The sequence below is a fragment of the Janthinobacterium sp. 344 genome, assembly GCF_900112025.1.
In the GTDB taxonomy this organism is placed as follows: Bacteria; Pseudomonadota; Gammaproteobacteria; order Burkholderiales; family Burkholderiaceae_D; genus Janthinobacterium.
In genome coordinates, this window is the sequence record NZ_FOKL01000008.1 from 269,417 (window position 1) to 284,711 (window position 15,295).

Below are 15,295 nucleotides of genomic sequence, written 5' to 3' on the forward strand. Positions count from 1 at the left end.
TCCCATGTTCCTGGCGCAACCTTTTTTCCACAGCAGAAACTAGGCTTGTCAGAACAATCAATTTCGTCTAGCATCTTTTCATTCAACGTCAGCCAGCGCCAGCGTGAGCCAGCCTGTCGACTCATCCATTCTGGGAGCTTTCCGGGTGCAAGATTTGCCTTCGATACGCTCACGAATTTCATGGCTGGTGCTCGCCTGGGTCATTCCAACGGCGCTGGTGTTCATGCTGCTGGTGGCGCAAAGCTACACGCGTGAACGCGAGCATGTCGTCAGCGAGACGGCACAGGCGGCGCGCGCCGTGGCCGCCGCCGTCGAACGCGACCTGAGCGGTGCGCACATGGCCGCGCGCATCGTCGCCGGCTCGCCCATCCTGCAAAGCGGTGACACCAGCGCCTTGCGCACCCTGGTCGGCGGCCTGCTGCAGCCAGGCCTGGCCATCAGCACCTTCATCGTTTCCGACACGGCCGGCAACCAGCTGGTGAATACCTCCCTGGCCGCCATCGAGGTGCCGCCGCCGCTGCCGCAGAAATGGGCCGCCAGCATGCAGCGCGCGCGCGAGCAAGGCAAGCCGCGCCTGACCAGCCTGTTCAACGCCCCCGACACGCCACCGCAACTGGCGCTGAACCTGCCGCTGCCCCGCGACAAGGGCGGCGCCTGGGTACTCACGGCGCTGTACCCGGCCGATTACCTGCCCATGCTGATGCGCGAACTGAACATGCCCGCCTACCTGGGCGCGGCCATCATCAATGCCGACGGCATCAACGTGGCGCGCACCCTGGCGCCGCAGCGCTATGTGGGCCAGCGCGCGTCGGCGCCGCTGCTGGAACAGATCCGCCAGGGCCGCGAAGGCGTGCTGCGCCATGCCACCCTGGAAGGCCTCGACGTCTACACGGGCTTTCACCGCGCCCGCGCCGATACCTGGACGGTGGCCGTCACCATGCGCACCAGCACGGTGGCGGACGCGCTGCTGCGCTCGGTGGTGACGGGCTCCGTCATCCTGGCCCTGCTGCTGGGCGCCGCCTATGTGCTGGCCTGGCGCGTGGGCGGCCGCCTGGCGCGCACCTTGCAGGAACTGACGCGGCAGATCCAGGCGCTGGCGCACGGCAAGCCCCGGCTCGCGGGCAAGCACACGGACCGTGAATCGGCCGACATGGCCGGCGCCCTGAACGCGCTGGAGCGCGACTTGCGGCGCCACCGCACGCAGCTGGAAAGCCTGGTGGCCGAACGCACGCTGGCGCTGGAAAAATCCACGCGCCTGCTGGAAACCGTGTACGCGACGGCGCCCATCGGCATGCTGTTCGTCGACCGCGAGCTGCACATCGTCATGATCAACCAGTACCTGGCCGCCATCAACGCGGCCAGCGTGCAGCAGCATCTGGGCCGCCGCGTCGGCGTCATGCTGTTCGACGACGCCGTGCGGGTGGAGGTGGAGCGCTGCCTGCGCCAGGTGCTGGAGACGGGCCAGCCCATCGTCGATATCGAACTGAAAGGCACCAGCGGCCAGCAGCGCGAACAGGCCAGCCACTGGATCGTTTCCTTCCATCCTATCTTCGGCCCCGAGCAGCAGATGCTGGGCGTGTCGGGACTGTGGCTCGACATAAGCGAGCGCAAGCGCAGCGAAGCGGAGTTCCGCCGCTCCAAGCATTTGTTCGGCACCATCATCGAAAATATTCCGGCCATGGTGTTCGTCAAGCGCGCCGACAGGCTGAGCTTTGAAATGGTCAACCGCCACACGGAACTGACCTTGGGCCGCTCGCGCGAACAATTACTGGGCAAGACCGACAGCGATTTCTTCCCGCCGCAGCAGGCGGCCGCCTTCGCCAGCGCCGACCGCAAGCTGCTGGCGACGGGGCAGATGGTGGAGATCGAACAGGAAGCGATCAATACGGCGGACGGCACCACGCGCCATTTCACCACGCGCAAGGTGGTGCTGCGCGACGATGCGGGCCGCGCCAGCCACGTGCTGGGCGTATCGATCGACGTCACGGACCGCAAGCGCGCCACGGAAGTGCTGCATGCCACCACCTGGCGCCTGGAGCAGAGCGAGCGCTTCATCCGCACCGTCACGGACAACCTGCCCGGCATGGTCTCGTACTGGGGCCACGACTTGCGCTGCCGCTTTGCGAACAAATTCTATAACGAATGGTTTGGCCGCAGCAGCGCCGAGCTGGCCGGCATCCACATGAGCGAACTGCTGGGCCAGGACCTGTTCGATGTGTATGCGCCCCACGTCGAAGGCGTGCTGGCGGGGCGGCCGCAAAGCTTCGAGCGCGACCTGCTCGACCCGACGGGCCAGGTGCGCCACACGTGGACCAACTACATCCCCGATTTCGACGACGGCGGCGGCGTGCGGGGATTTTTCGTGCTGGCCTCGGATGTATCGGAGCTCAAGCGCACGGAACTGCGCCTGCACGAGCTGAACGAACAGATGGTGCGCGCGCGCGACAAGGCCGAGGCGGCCAGCATCGCGAAGAGCGAATTCGTCGCCAACATGAGCCATGAGATCCGCACGCCGATGAACGCCATCATCGGCCTGGCCCGCCTGCTGGAAGAGTCGCCGCTGGAGCGGCGCGAGCGCAGCTATGTCGGCAAGATCCAGATGGCCACGCAGTCGCTGCTCAACATCGTCAACGACGTGCTCGATTTTTCGAAGATCGAGGCGGGCCAGATGGTGCTGGAACAGCGCCGCTTCCAGCTCGAGCGCATGCTGGGCAGCGTCGGCGTGCTGCTGGCCAGCAACGCCTGGGCACGCGGCGTGGAACCCGTCTTCGTGCTCGATCCCGGCGTGCCGGCCGAGCTGGTGGGTGACGCCCTGCGCGTGGAGCAGGTCCTCATCAACCTGATGGGCAACGCCGTCAAGTTCACGACGCACGGCGAAGTGGTGCTGTCCATCCGCCCCGTGGCCGACGATGCGGCCGGCGTGACCCTGGAGTTTTCCGTGCGCGACACGGGCATCGGCATCGGCGCGGCCGAGCAGGAACACATCTTCGACGCCTTTTCCCAGGGCGACAGCAGCACCAGCCGCAAATACGGCGGCACGGGCCTGGGCCTGGCCATCTGCCGGCGCATGGTCGACCTGATGGGCGGCCAGATCAGCGTGCGCAGCACCTTGGGCGAAGGCTCGGACTTCCGCTTCACCTGCCGCTTCGCGCGCGTCGCCGCAGCGGCGGCCATCGAGACGCCCGCCCGGAGCGCGCCAAAGCCCCTGTCGCTGCTGATCATCGACGACAACGCCAGCGTGCGCGCCATGCTCGAAGCGTGGTGCGCGGCACTGGGCTGGCACAGCCGCAGCGCCGACAGCGGCTCGGCCGGCCTGGCCCTGCTGCGCGACCACGCCAGCGGCGCCGATGGCATGCCGCCGGCCGACCTGGTGCTGCTCGACGCGGCCATGCCGGACATGGATGGCATTTCCATGCTGACCGAGGCGCGCGCCGACGAACACCTGCGCCTGCCGCCCGTGATCATGCTGGTGGCCGACCAGGACAGTGAAAACCTCGAGCGCCTGGCCGACAGCCTGATGTTGGCGGGCATCGTCTCGAAGCCGGCCACGCCGGCGCGCCTGCTGGCGGCCGTGACGGCCGTGCGCGACGGGCGCAACGGTCGCAATGCGCCGCCCATGCTGCCCGTCTCCACGCCACTGTCCGGCTTGCTGGCGGGCATGCGCGTACTGCTGGTGGAAGACAATGAAATCAACCAGGAAGTGGCGCAGTACATCCTGCTGCACTCGGGCGCCCGCGTGGCCGTGGCCGCCAACGGCCGGCTGGCCGTCGACATGCTGGCCCGCACGCCGCACGCCTGGGACGCGGTGCTGATGGATTTGCAGATGCCCGTCATGAATGGCTATGAAGCCACGCTGGCCATCCGCGCGCTGGGGTTGCTGGAACTGCCCATCGTCGCCATGACGGCCAACGCCATGGACGAGGACCGCCTGCGCGCCATCGCCAGCGGCATGGACGCGCACGTGGCCAAGCCCATCGACGTCGATGACATGATCCAGACCCTGACACGGCTGGTGCCCTCGCTGCCTGCCGGCGCCAGCGACGGCGCCGTGGCCGGCGCGCAGGCGGGCGACGCGCTGGAAGTGCCCGCCACGATCCCCGGCATCGACCTGGACACGGCGCTGCGCCGTTTCGGCGGCGACTATGGCGCTTTCCTGGCCCTGCTCAAGCGCTTTGAAAATTCGCAGGGCGACGCCGTCGAGCAAACCCGGCGCCTGCTGCACGAAGGCCAGCAGCAACAGGCGGCGCAGCTGCTGCACCGCGTCTGCGGCGTGGCGGCCAACCTCGGCGCGGCCAGCATCGCCAGCCTGGCCAGCGAGACGGAAAAAGCCGTGAAAGGGGGGCGCGCACATGCCACGGCCACCTTGCTGGCGCAGCTGGAACGGGCGATGGCGCTCGTCATCGAAGGCGCGCGCACCCTGCCCTCGCCCCTGCGGCGCAGCGATGCGCCAGCGCAAGCGCCCGGCACGCAAAAAATCGACCTGCAGGCCGGCCTGGCCGAACTGCTGGTCACGATCCGCAACAACAACCTGAAGGCGCTGGCCCAATTCCACGCCCTGCACCCCGCCATGCAACAGTCAGACCGAGAAGCCGCTCTGGCGATGGCAAATGCGATTGAAACACTGAATTTTTCCGAGGCGGAAAAGCTCGTGCTCGATCAGCTGAAACGAGAGGAAAACAAGTGAGCTGGACCAACCTTGCCATGAACGGGCGCATCCTCATCGTCGATGACGCCATGGAAAACATCCAGATCCTGCACCAGCTGCTGCGCGAGGAGCACGAGGTGCTGTTCGCGCTGAGCGGCGAAAAAGCGCTGGAAATCGCCCACAAGCAGATGCCGGACCTGATCCTGCTGGATGCCGTCATGCCGGGCATGGATGGCTATGCCGTCTGCAATGCGCTGCGCGAATCGGCCATCCTGAGCGCCATTCCCGTGATCTTCGTCACGGCCCTGAACCAGCCCGAGGACGAGACGCGGGCGCTGGAAGCGGGCGCCGTCGACTTCATCACGAAACCGTTCAACGCGGCCGTGGTGCGCGCCCGCGTGCGCAGCCAGCTGACCATCAAGCGCCAGGCCGACGCCATGCGCGAACTGTCGCTGACCGATTCGCTCACGGGTGTGGCCAACCGGCGCAGCTTCAACGACACCATGGAAAGCGAATGGCGCCGCTGCGCCCGCGATGGCGTGGCCATGGCCGTCATCATGGCCGACATCGACCACTTCAAGGATTACAACGACACGTATGGCCACCAGGCGGGCGACCTGTGCCTGCAGCAGGTGAGCGCCGCCATGCGCCGCTGCGCCGTGCGCCCGCCCGACCTGCTGGCGCGCTATGGCGGCGAGGAATTCATCATCCTGCTGCCGCAGGAAACGCGCGACGGCGCCGAAGTGGTGGCCCAGCGCATCCTCGACGAAGTGCGCGCCCTGCACATCCCGCACGCCAGGTCCAGCGTCGGCCCGCACGTCACCGTCAGCCTGGGCATGGCCAGCGTCATGCCCACGGAAGGCATGGACGCCAGCGCCCTGATCCGCGCCGCCGACGCCCTGCTGTACCGCGCCAAGCATACGGGACGGGACAGGTATTGCGCGTCCGAGGGGGAGTGATACGCGGCGTATTGACGTGGAAGGATTACGGATAGCAGCGCATCAGAAACTCCGCCACGCACACGGGTTTCGGGTCGCCTTCCCTCTCCATGGTCACGGCCCAGTTTACCTGCGCCCCCGCCGGCAAGTCTTCCACGGAAAGTATGTCGAGGCGCGCGCGCAGGCGGCTGCCCACGGGCACGGGCGCGGGAAAGCGCACCTTGTTCAAGCCGTAATTGATGGCCATGCGGATGCCGGCCATATTCAACGCTCCCGCCAGCATGGCGGGCAACAGCGACAAGGTCAGGAAACCGTGCGCCACCGTGCAGCCATACGGCGACTCGCCCGTGCAGCGCTCGGCGTCCACGTGGATCCACTGATGGTCGTCGGTGGCATCGGCGAACGTGTCGATGCGCTGCTGGGTGATGGTCAGCCAGTCGGAGACGGCCACGTGCTGCCCCGCCAGGGCCTGGAAACCGGCGATGCCGGCGATGTCACGCATGCTGCTCTCCCGCCGGGCGGCGGCCGAACATGCCCATGCCCTCTACCGTCGTCACCAGCTCGCCATGCTGGTTGCGCACGCTCCAGACGGAAATGACGATGCCGCGGTCCGGCTTGCTGTTGGACGGGCGCACTTCCTTCACCTGATACGTCAGCTGCAGGGTGTCGCCCGCGCGCACGGGCTTGAGCCAGCGGATGCTGTCCAGGCCGGGCGAGCCCATGCTGGACGAATGCCTGAGCAGATTGTCCACCACCAGGCGCATCATCATGCCGCACGTATGCCAGCCGCTGGCGATGACGCCCTGGAAGATGGTCTTTTCCGCCGCCGCGTGGTCGACGTGGAATGGTTGCGGGTCGAAATCCGTGGCGAAGGCGATGATTTCCTGTTCGCTCACGTGGCGCTGGCCCAAGTCGATTTCCAGGCCTTGCGTAAAGTCTTCGAAATACCAGTGCTTGGGGCTGATTCCGGTCAATGCGGTCATGCGGTCTCCGTCGGCAAGAAGCCCGGCTGGGCGATAAAGCGCTCGATGTGGTGCTCCACGTCGCCCAGGGTCAGGGCGATCATGGACAGGCGCTTGAAATGGTGGGCGGCGGGCAATTCATCGGTCACGCCCATGCCGCCGTGCAATTGCACGGCTTGCTGGCCGACAAAGGTGGCGGCCAGTCCCACCCGCGCCTTGGCGGCGGACACCGTGCGGCGGCGCTCCGCCGCGTCCTCGCTGTCGACCTTGGCGGCGGCCAGCATGGCCATTGAGCGGGCTTGCTCGACGTGAATGAACATGTCCGCCATGCGGTGCTGCAAGGCCTGGAACTTGCCGATGGGCGCGCCGAACTGCTGGCGCGTTTTCAAGTATTCCAGCGTGGCGGCAAAGAGGGCGTCCATGGCGCCCACGGCTTCCGCGCACAGCAAGGCGGCGCCATAGTCGAGCGCCGCGTCCAGCACGGGCCAGCCCTGCCCCTTTTGTCCGACCAGCGCGTCATGCCCCAGCACCACTTGCACGAGGGTGACGGTGGCGGCGCGCTGGCCATCGATGGTGCGGTAGTCGCGCACGGAAACGCCCGGCGCATCCACAGGCACGAGGAACAGCGAGATGCCCTCCGTAGCATCCTGACGGCCGCCGCTGCGCGCCGACACGATCAGGGAATCGGCCTGCGCGCCATGGATCACGACGGTTTTCTCGCCGTCCAGCACGAAGCCGTCGCCTCGGCTTGCCGCCGTGGTGGCGATGTCATGTAAATCGTGGCGCGACTGGCGTTCGCCCAGCGCGCAAGCCAGTTTCAGGCTGCCGCCGGCAACTTGTTCCAGCACCGCATCGTGGCCGCCCGCCAGGGTCAAAAAGCGCGCGCCCAGCACGGTGGCAAAATACGGTTCGACCACCAGGCCACGGCCCAGTTCCTGCATCACCAGCAGCATGTCGACGGCCGTGCCGTCGAAGCCGCCCGCGCCGGCCGGCAGCGGCAAGGCCGTCATGCCCAGCTCGGCCAATGTAGCCCAGGCGGCGCTTGAGACGCCCGTGGCCGAATGGACGATCTGCTTGCGCGTTTCAAACGGGTAATCCTTGTCGACCCAGCGCCGGAGCGCGTCGGCAAATTGTTGCTGTTCCTGATTAAATTGAAAGTCCATGTCGTCTCCTTCTCGCCTTACAGGCCCAGGATCATCTGCGTGATGATGTTTTTCTGGATTTCATTCGAGCCGCCATAGATCGATGTCTTGCGGTAATTGAAGTAATACGCTGCCAGGGGCGCGGCCAGGTCGTCGCCGCCGGCGCTATGCGCCGCGCCGCCATCGAGATAAGCGGGGTCGAAGGGCAAGGCTTGCGGGCCGATGGCTTCCACCATCAGTTCCGTCAGTTGCTGCTGCAGTTCCGAGCCCCGCACCTTCAGCATGGACGCCTGCGGTCCCGGCCCCTTGCCCTCTTCGCTGATGACGCGCAGAACCGTCATTTCCAGCGCCATCAATTCGATTTCCAGGTGGGCGACCTTGGCGGCGAACGCGGGATCGTGCAGCAGCGGCGCGCCGCGCTTGGTCTGCTGCATGGCCAGCTGCTTGAGGAACGTCAATTCGCGCTTGGAGCGGCCCACGGCGGCGATGCCCGTGCGCTCGTGGCCCAGCAGATACTTGGCATAAGTCCAGCCCTTGTTTTCCTGGCCGACCAGATTGCTGACGGGCACGCGCACGTTGTCAAAGAAGACTTCGTTCACTTCATGCTCTTCATCGAGCATGATGATGGGGCGGACGGTGATGCCCGGCGTTTTCATGTCGATCAGCAAGAAGCTGATGCCTTCCTGCTTGCGCACCGTGCTGTCCGTGCGCACCAGGCAAAAGATCATGTCCGCATGCTGGCCCAGGGTGGTCCAGGTTTTCTGGCCGTTGACGATGTAATGGTCGCCGTCGCGCTCGGCCGTGGTTTTCAGCGAGGCCAGGTCGGAGCCGGCGCCGGGCTCGGAATAGCCCTGGCACCACCAGTCGTCGCAATTCAAGATGCGCGGCAGATAGTATGCTTTTTGTTCGGCGCTGGCGAAGGCCATGATGACGGGCGCCACCATGTTGACGCCGAACGGCAGGATGGGGGGCGTGGCGGCGCGCGCGCATTCGTCCTCCCAGATGTGGCGCTGCACGGCCGTCCAGCCCGTGCCGCCGTATTCGACGGGCCAGGCCGGCGCGGCCCAGCCCTGCTTGGCGACAATCTTGTGCCAGCGCACGTAATCGTCGCGGTTCAGGCGCAGATGCTGGCGCACCTTGCGCTGCAAGTCCGCCGGCAGATGGGTGTCGAGGAAGGCGCGCACCGTCTCGCGGAAAGCCGTCTCCCCGGCCGTGTAATGCAGGTCCATGTCTGTCTCCTTGTTCTTATGAGTTGCCGTGATGCCTGCACGCAAGGAAGCTCAGCGCACAAAAAAGCACGACCGTTCTCAAGGATTGTACAACAGAATGGGAGCGGCGCCAGGGGATTTACCAAGGCTGGCGAGGAAAGGGCGTTGACTGGAATGGGCCAGCCGCCGCAGGCGGCGAGCCGTGAGCGCATGCCCGATGGCCATGGCAGACACAGCCGCCATAGCGTCGCGACACAGTCAGGAGCGCATATCCCGCAGTGAGGGTATCGGCCAGAATGGCATGTACTCATGCCACCCCACGAAGAACGAGAAGACTGCGTGGATTGCCGGCGACGAGGCAAAGGCCAGCAGCACATACCAGGCGAATTCAATGCGCCGCATGCGGAAGGCCAGCGGCGGAAGCGCCAGTGTTGCGGCGGCCGGGAGGCCATAGTAGAGCGGCCATGGAAACCCGGCGGTCGCACCGAACTTGGCAAAACACATGCCGACAACGACGACGATGAAAGCAATGCCGCACGTGAGGCCAGCGCTCGGCATCACCGGCCTGGCGCGCAAGGTCCAGCGCAGGATGCCGATGAAGACGAGCAATGAAACCACAATGAAGATGAAGAAACGCATCGGTGGCAAATTTATTCCTTCAGTAGGTGTTCATTGCAGCCTGCTTTTGGCCGTTAGTCGAAGCGCCAAGGAGCCCAGCCCACGTGTGTCGGTATTTACTGCTTTATTGTCGATCGATAGCCGAAAAAATCATGGCCAGCATGAGTGCGCCGGGAAGCTGATCGCGCTGCTACGGGTGCTCCTGAATGCACTTGACGCCCTCGGCGACGTGCTCCGCCCAACCGGTTTTATGCGTTGCAAACCATGCCTCAGTTTGAGCCTTGGTCGCGCCGCAATCAAACGCAATTTTTTCAATTTCTTCCGGGGTCTTCCCAGGCGAGGATTCAGTGCATCCTGAAATAAACGAGACGAAAACTGCGGCTGCCAGGCATACATTATTCCTCATCAATTTCTTTCCTCTATCAGTGACGCCAGCCGCCCGTCCAGCTGCTTGAGCGGTTCCCGCGGAATGCGGCCCCAGAGCTTAACGAATTACCAGGAAGAAATACTCTCACATTGTCACGTTGACGCAAATGTCAACCGATGGCCGCCATCAGCCGTACAGATGCAGCAGCACCTGCACGGCAACGATCTTGACGATGGTCATGCTGGGGAAGATCATCGCGTAGCCCAGGTTCGGGCGGTCCGACTTGGCCAGGCGGTTGGCGAACACCAGCACGGCCGGGTTGCCCGTGGCGCCGGCCGCGATACCGAGCAATTCGGGAAATGGCAGGCGCAGGAAGACTTTGCCGAGGATCACGACGAGGGCCACCACCACCAGCACCGTCACGGCGCCCAGCGCCAGCATGGGCAAGCCGTCGGCGCCCACTTGCTGCACGAAAGGCAGGCCGGACGCCATGCCGACGGAGGCGAGAAAAATCGTCAAGCCATAGTTGCGCATCACCAGGTTGGCCGACAGCGGCAAGCGCCAGCTGACCTTGCCGATACGGCCCAGGCGCCCCAGGATGAGCGCCATCACCAGCGGACCGCCGGCCAGGCCCAGGCTGAACGAGCCGATCCACGGCAAGGGAATCGGCACCAGCCCCAGCAGCACGCCCAGCACCATGCCCATGCCCAGCGAGACATAGCTGAACTCGGCCGTGGCCGTGATGGAGTTGCCGAACAGCTTGCGCACGTCGGCCGCGTGTTTCGCCGGCGCGATCGCCATCACCCGGTCGCCGAATTCCAGGGTCAAATACGGGTGCGGCAGGATCATGGCGTCGCCGCGGCGGATGAAGGCGATCTGCAGGGGAAAATCCTTGGACAGGTTCAGTTCCCCCAGCGGCACGCCGACGATTTCCGCATCCGACACAAACACTTCATTGCCATCGAAATCGCTGCGGTCCTTCATCAGCCGCCCCGGATCCAGATGGCCCAGCGCCGTGCGCGCCGCTTCCACGCCCTCGACCGTGCCTGACACCATCACGGCGTCGCCCACGCCGATCACCATGGAGGGGTCGGGCAAGCGGTTCTGGTGTCCCTGGCGCACGCCGATCACTTGCACGCCGGCCAATGGGCCGTCGGCCAGTTCGGACAGGGTGGCGCCCGCCAGGCGGGCTTCGTCGATGGTGATTTCCGACACGATGATGGGCGCGGGCGGCGGCGCCAGCACGGGTTTCAAGATGCGCCCGGCCAGGTACAGGCCCAGCATCGGGCCGACGACGCCAAACGGGTACGCGACGGCATAGCCGACGGCCGCGTCGCCATTGCCGTGCGACGCTTCCAGCGCCGCCTGCAGGGCGGCCGTGCTGGTCATGGCGCCGGCAAACACGCCGCTGGCCATGCGCAGGGAAATGTCGATCCACTGCCCGCCCCAGATGGAGACGGCCAGGCCGCCCATGACGGCCACGAAAGCGATCAGATTATGCTTTTGGCCCGCGCCGCGCAAGCCGGCAAAAAACTGCGTGCCGTATTGCACGCCGATGCCATATAGAAATAACAGCAAGCCGATGGAGCCGACCAGCGGCGGCGGCACGGAAGCAGGCGCAAACGCACCCAGCGCCAGCCCGGCAAACAGCACGCCGCCCACGCCCAGCGAAAAACCGAACACGCTGACACGCCCCAGCGCATACCCGGCGCCAATGACGAGGAACAAGGCCAGGATCGGCGACGACTCCAGGGTATGGCGGAAGAGTTCTAGCATCGGGACAACCTTATTCTGGGGACAACACAGTTTAGCATGCACAAAAGCAACACGATGGCGAGGATGACCAGCAAGCGCGCGCGGCTCTCCCACGAAAATCCAGGCAAAAAAAAGCCCGCTGCGGGAGCGGGCTGAATCTATTTCCTGTGAGGAAGTAGAGGAGACAGGTGCAATGATGGCGCATTGCAGCATATTCATCCAATTCTATGTTGTGATGATAGAAATATGTTCTATCAATATCACGTCCGGGCCGTGCCAAAAATGACGCGTCGTCGCTGCGATCCTGGTTCACGCGTCACCAGCACGCGGGCCTGCTCCACGGTAACGCAAGCCTGTGGCGTAAACCGCGCTGGCAAGGTCCGCGCATCGCGCGCGATGCGTTGCGGCTCATTGATCACGTCATAATCGGCACGCTTGAAAAACAGTTGCTCGATACCGGCACCGGCGTTTTCCGCTGGCTGCGGCTTGACGACGATGAGCGACCAGTGGCCTTCATCCCCCAGAAATTGCTTTTGCTTCAGGAACGCATTCACGCGATCCGCCTGCGGCGCGGAGTCGCTCAGCTCGCTCTGATAAAGACCCAGCGGGCACAGCACAGTGCCCGCTGGCCACCCCATGTCTGGCAACGCTGCGATCGTGACCGGACGCAGCTGGGCCAAATGGCGCTCAAGCGGGTGCTGTTGCGCCGAACAGGCACCGAGCGCCATCAGCGCCAGCATGCCCACGGCGCGCAACAAAGGCATCATCAACTTGTCTCCTTATATGTTGGTCAAGCAAGGGGATCTTAAGCGATGCAGCGGTGGTAGCCCGCCCGATAAGGCGCCACGGCAAAAAAAAAGCCCGCTGCAGGAGCGGGCTGAATCTATTTCCTTGGAGGAGATAGAGGAGACAGGTGAATGATGCCGCATCGCAGCATCATTATCCAATTGCATGTTGTGATGACAGAAATATGATTGTTCTATATCTCAGCCATACCTGACTCCCCGCCCTCTTCCTGCCCCTTAGACAACGTTATCGCCACGCAAGGTTTTCGCTGCCGCCACCATATTCGCCAGCGCGGGAATGACTTCTTTCCAGCCGCGCGTCTTCAGGCCGCAGTCGGGATTGACCCACAGGCGCCGCGCAGGAATGCGCTCGGCCGCCTTGCGCATCAGCTTGACCATCTGTTCCTGGCTTGGAATGTTGGGCGAGTGAATATCGTAGACGCCGGGGCCGATTTCGTTCGGGTAATTAAAATCGTCGAAGGCGTCCAGCAATGCCATGTCGGAACGCGAGGTTTCGATCGTGATGACGTCCGCATCCATGCCGGCGATCTGCGCGATGATGTCGTTGAATGCCGAATAGCACATATGCGTGTGGATCTGCGTCTCGTCCGCCACGCCATTGGCCGTGATGCGGAACGATTCCACGGCCCAGCGCAGGTAGTCTGCCCATTGCGACTGGCGCAGTGGCAAGCCTTCGCGCAAGGCCGCCTCGTCGATCTGGATCACGCGGATACCGGCCCGTTCCAGGTCCCGCACTTCGGCGCGCATGGCCAGCGCCAGCTGGTGGCACGAGACGGAACGGGGCTGGTCGTCGCGCACGAAAGACCAGTTCAGGATGGTGACGGGGCCCGTCAGCATGCCCTTCATCGGCTTGTCCGTCAGCGACTGGGCGTAGGTGCTCCACTCGACCGTCATGGCGCGCGGGCGGCTGATGTCGCCAAACAGAATGGGCGGCTTGACGCAGCGCGAACCGTACGATTGCACCCAGCCGAACTGGCTGAAGGCGTAGCCGTCCAGCTGTTCGCCGAAGTATTCCACCATGTCGTTGCGTTCCGCCTCGCCGTGCACGAAGACGTCCAGGCCCAGCGCTTCCTGTTCCCTGACGCAATGGGCGATTTCCGCCTGCATCAGCTTTTTATAGCTGGCTTCGTCCAGCTGGCCGTTGCGGAACTGGCTGCGCGCCTGGCGGATTTCCGCCGTCTGCGGGAAGGACCCGATGGTCGTCGTCGGATACAGCGGCAGTTGCAACAGCGCAGCTTGCTTGACGGCACGCTCCGCATAAGCGCTGGCGCGCTGGCCCAGGCTGGCATCGATGAGGGCCACGGCCGCTTTCACTGCCGGATTGTGCACGCGGCTCGACTGGCGGCGCGCTTGCACGGCGGCATGATTGGCATCGAGCGCTGCCTGCACGGCGGCGCGGCCCTTATTCAGGGCGCCGGCGATGGTGTGCACCTCATCGAGCTTCTGGCGGGCGAAGGCCAGCCAGGAACGGATATCGGCATCGAGCTGTTGCTCGCTGTCCAGGTCCACCGGCACGTGCAGCAGCGAGCACGACGGGGCGATCCACAGCCGGTCTTGCAGGCTGGCGTGCACGGGTTCCAGCCACGCCAGTACTTCCATCAAATCCGTCTTCCAGATATTGCGGCCATTCACCACGCCCAGCGACAGCACGCTGGACGTTGGCAATTGCGCGATCACCTGCTCTACTTCGTCGCGGGCATTGATCGCGTCCAGGTGCAAGCCTTGCACGGGCAGCTTGCACGCCAGCGGCAAATTGTCTTGCAGCTTGCCGAAATACGTGGCCAGCAGCAATTTGACGTGCTTGACCTTGCTCAAGGCCTCGTAAGCCGTCACCAGCGCCTGCCGCCAGGCACCGTCGAGTTCCGTGACGAGTATCGGCTCATCGATCTGCACCCATTCCACGCCTTGCGCGGCCAGTTCCTGCAGCAATTGCACGTAGACAGGCAGCAAGCCTTGCAGCAGCGCCAGCTTGTCGGAATCATCCTTGGCCTTGCCCAGCCACAAATAGGTGACAGGGCCGATCAGCACGGGCTTGGATTTCACGCCGAGCTGGCGCGCTTGCGCCAATTGCCGCAGCAAGCGGCTGCTGTCGAGCTTGAATTGCGTCTCGGCCGAAAATTCCGGCACGATGTAGTGGTAATTGGTGTCGAACCATTTCGTCATTTCGCCGGCATGGACGCAGCTGCAATCGCTGTCGCTGGCCGAGCGGCCACGGGCCACGCGAAAATAATTGTCGAGCGCGGCACCTGCCAGGCCGCGCACGCGCTGCGGCAGGTTACCCAGCGTAAAACTCAGGTCCAGCACCTGGTCATAGAAGGAAAAGTCGCCCACGGGCGCGAAGTCCAGTCCGTACTGGTCTTGCCAGTGGCGCTGGCGCAACTCGGCGCCCTGGCCTTCCAGCGCGTCCAGGCTGCTTTGGCCCTTCCAGTAGTCTTCCAGGGCGAATTTCAGTTCGCGTTTGGCGCCGATGCGCGGGTAGCCCAGATTGTGTGTCGTGACGGTCATGGTAATGGCTCCTGGTGAAGTATGGAGTCATCATAAGAGGTTTCATCCATGAAAAATAATGGTAAAACTTCATACATCCATTATTAATATTCATGGAATGATCGTGCGGAATGGCTGGTGAGGCATGAAGAACCCACTTGCAGCTGCGTACTGTGCGGCAGAGCAAGGATGGTCTCTGCAAACATGTTTATCTCCCGTGTGAATACACCGGCCAGTAACGCAGGCAAAAAAAAGCCCGCTGCGGGAGCGGGCTGAATCTATTTCCTTGGAGGAAGATAGAGGAGACAGATGCATGATGCCGCGTTGCAGCATATAAAACCACTTTATATTCGTGATGTCAGAAATACGC

Annotated in this window: 11 protein-coding genes; 3 read left to right on the plus strand and 8 right to left on the minus strand. The window is 64.1% G+C overall.

The window, feature by feature from the left end:
• The first annotated feature begins 187 nt into the window (after positions 1–187).
• Together BM193_RS21500 and BM193_RS21505 are read left to right on the plus strand one after the other, a co-directional pair.
• The gene (locus BM193_RS21500) at positions 188–4,684 is read left to right on the plus strand and encodes a PAS domain-containing protein (RefSeq protein WP_254786356.1); all 4,497 of its coding nucleotides are present in this window, start codon (positions 188–190) and stop codon (positions 4,682–4,684) included.
• Positions 4,681–5,604, plus strand: coding sequence for a diguanylate cyclase domain-containing protein (locus tag BM193_RS21505; RefSeq protein WP_092799973.1), 924 nt, complete (start codon positions 4,681–4,683; stop codon positions 5,602–5,604). The genes BM193_RS21500 and BM193_RS21505 overlap by 4 nt, the downstream gene beginning before the upstream one ends.
• A 25-nt stretch (positions 5,605–5,629) precedes the next feature.
• Here BM193_RS21505 and BM193_RS21510 read toward each other — a convergent pair whose 3' ends face one another.
• The 5 genes from BM193_RS21510 to BM193_RS21530 form a co-directional block, all read right to left on the minus strand.
• The gene (locus tag BM193_RS21510) at positions 5,630–6,085 is read right to left on the minus strand and encodes a MaoC family dehydratase (protein ID WP_092799971.1); all 456 of its coding nucleotides are present in this window, start codon (positions 6,083–6,085) and stop codon (positions 5,630–5,632) included.
• Positions 6,078–6,566: a MaoC family dehydratase gene (locus tag BM193_RS21515; RefSeq protein WP_092799969.1), complete on the minus strand. Its 489-nt coding sequence runs from the start codon at positions 6,564–6,566 to the stop codon at positions 6,078–6,080. Before BM193_RS21515 ends, BM193_RS21510 begins: the two co-directional genes overlap by 8 nt.
• Complete coding sequence (locus tag BM193_RS21520) at positions 6,563–7,708, minus strand: acyl-CoA dehydrogenase family protein (protein WP_092799967.1); 1,146 nt, start codon at positions 7,706–7,708, stop codon at positions 6,563–6,565. The genes BM193_RS21515 and BM193_RS21520 overlap by 4 nt, the downstream gene beginning before the upstream one ends.
• A 17-nt stretch (positions 7,709–7,725) precedes the next feature.
• On the minus strand, positions 7,726–8,916 hold the full coding sequence (locus BM193_RS21525) for an acyl-CoA dehydrogenase family protein (protein ID WP_092799965.1): 1,191 nt from the start codon (positions 8,914–8,916) through the stop codon (positions 7,726–7,728).
• Between the two features lie 237 nt (positions 8,917–9,153).
• Positions 9,154–9,534, minus strand: coding sequence for a hypothetical protein (locus BM193_RS21530; protein WP_092799963.1), 381 nt, complete (start codon positions 9,532–9,534; stop codon positions 9,154–9,156).
• Between BM193_RS21530 and BM193_RS28530 the strand changes: the two genes are divergently transcribed.
• Positions 9,515–9,871 (plus strand): hypothetical protein, encoded by a 357-nt coding sequence (locus tag BM193_RS28530; protein WP_139176242.1) that lies wholly within the window; start codon positions 9,515–9,517, stop codon positions 9,869–9,871. The two genes, BM193_RS21530 and BM193_RS28530, sit on opposite strands and share 20 nt — an antisense overlap.
• A 195-nt stretch (positions 9,872–10,066) precedes the next feature.
• Here the strand turns inward: BM193_RS28530 and BM193_RS21535 are convergent, their stop codons facing one another.
• The 3 genes from BM193_RS21535 to metE all read right to left on the minus strand — a co-directional run bounded on the left by BM193_RS21535 (position 10,067) and on the right by metE (position 14,946).
• A complete protein-coding gene (locus tag BM193_RS21535; protein ID WP_092799961.1) occupies positions 10,067–11,656 on the minus strand; it encodes an aspartate:alanine exchanger family transporter in 1,590 nt (529 codons plus the stop codon).
• A gap of 239 nt (positions 11,657–11,895) precedes the next feature.
• Positions 11,896–12,402, minus strand: a complete 507-nt coding sequence (locus tag BM193_RS21540; protein WP_092799959.1) for a hypothetical protein — start codon at positions 12,400–12,402, stop codon at positions 11,896–11,898.
• Between the two features lie 255 nt (positions 12,403–12,657).
• Positions 12,658–14,946, minus strand: a complete 2,289-nt coding sequence (gene metE / locus BM193_RS21545; protein ID WP_092799957.1) for a 5-methyltetrahydropteroyltriglutamate--homocysteine S-methyltransferase — start codon at positions 14,944–14,946, stop codon at positions 12,658–12,660.
• Positions 14,947–15,295: the final 349 nt, after the last annotated feature.

Excerpts from the sequence above, each read along its gene's own strand:
- BM193_RS21510 (WP_092799971.1), bottom strand. The coding sequence starts at position 6,085 with ATGCGTGACATCGCCGGCATCGCCGGTTTCCAGGCCCTGGCGGGGCAG.
- BM193_RS21515 (WP_092799969.1), bottom strand. The coding sequence starts at position 6,566 with ATGACCGCATTGACCGGAATCAGCCCCAAGCACTGGTATTTCGAAGAC.
- BM193_RS21520 (WP_092799967.1), bottom strand. The coding sequence starts at position 7,708 with ATGGACTTTCAATTTAATCAGGAACAGCAACAATTTGCCGACGCGCTC.
- BM193_RS21525 (WP_092799965.1), bottom strand. The coding sequence starts at position 8,916 with ATGGACCTGCATTACACGGCCGGGGAGACGGCTTTCCGCGAGACGGTG.
- BM193_RS28530 (WP_139176242.1), top strand. The coding sequence starts at position 9,515 with ATGAAGATGAAGAAACGCATCGGTGGCAAATTTATTCCTTCAGTAGGT.
- BM193_RS21530 (WP_092799963.1), bottom strand. The coding sequence starts at position 9,534 with ATGCGTTTCTTCATCTTCATTGTGGTTTCATTGCTCGTCTTCATCGGC.
- BM193_RS21535 (WP_092799961.1), bottom strand. The coding sequence starts at position 11,656 with ATGCTAGAACTCTTCCGCCATACCCTGGAGTCGTCGCCGATCCTGGCC.
- BM193_RS21540 (WP_092799959.1), bottom strand. The coding sequence starts at position 12,402 with ATGATGCCTTTGTTGCGCGCCGTGGGCATGCTGGCGCTGATGGCGCTC.
- metE (WP_092799957.1), bottom strand. The coding sequence starts at position 14,946 with ATGACCGTCACGACACACAATCTGGGCTACCCGCGCATCGGCGCCAAA.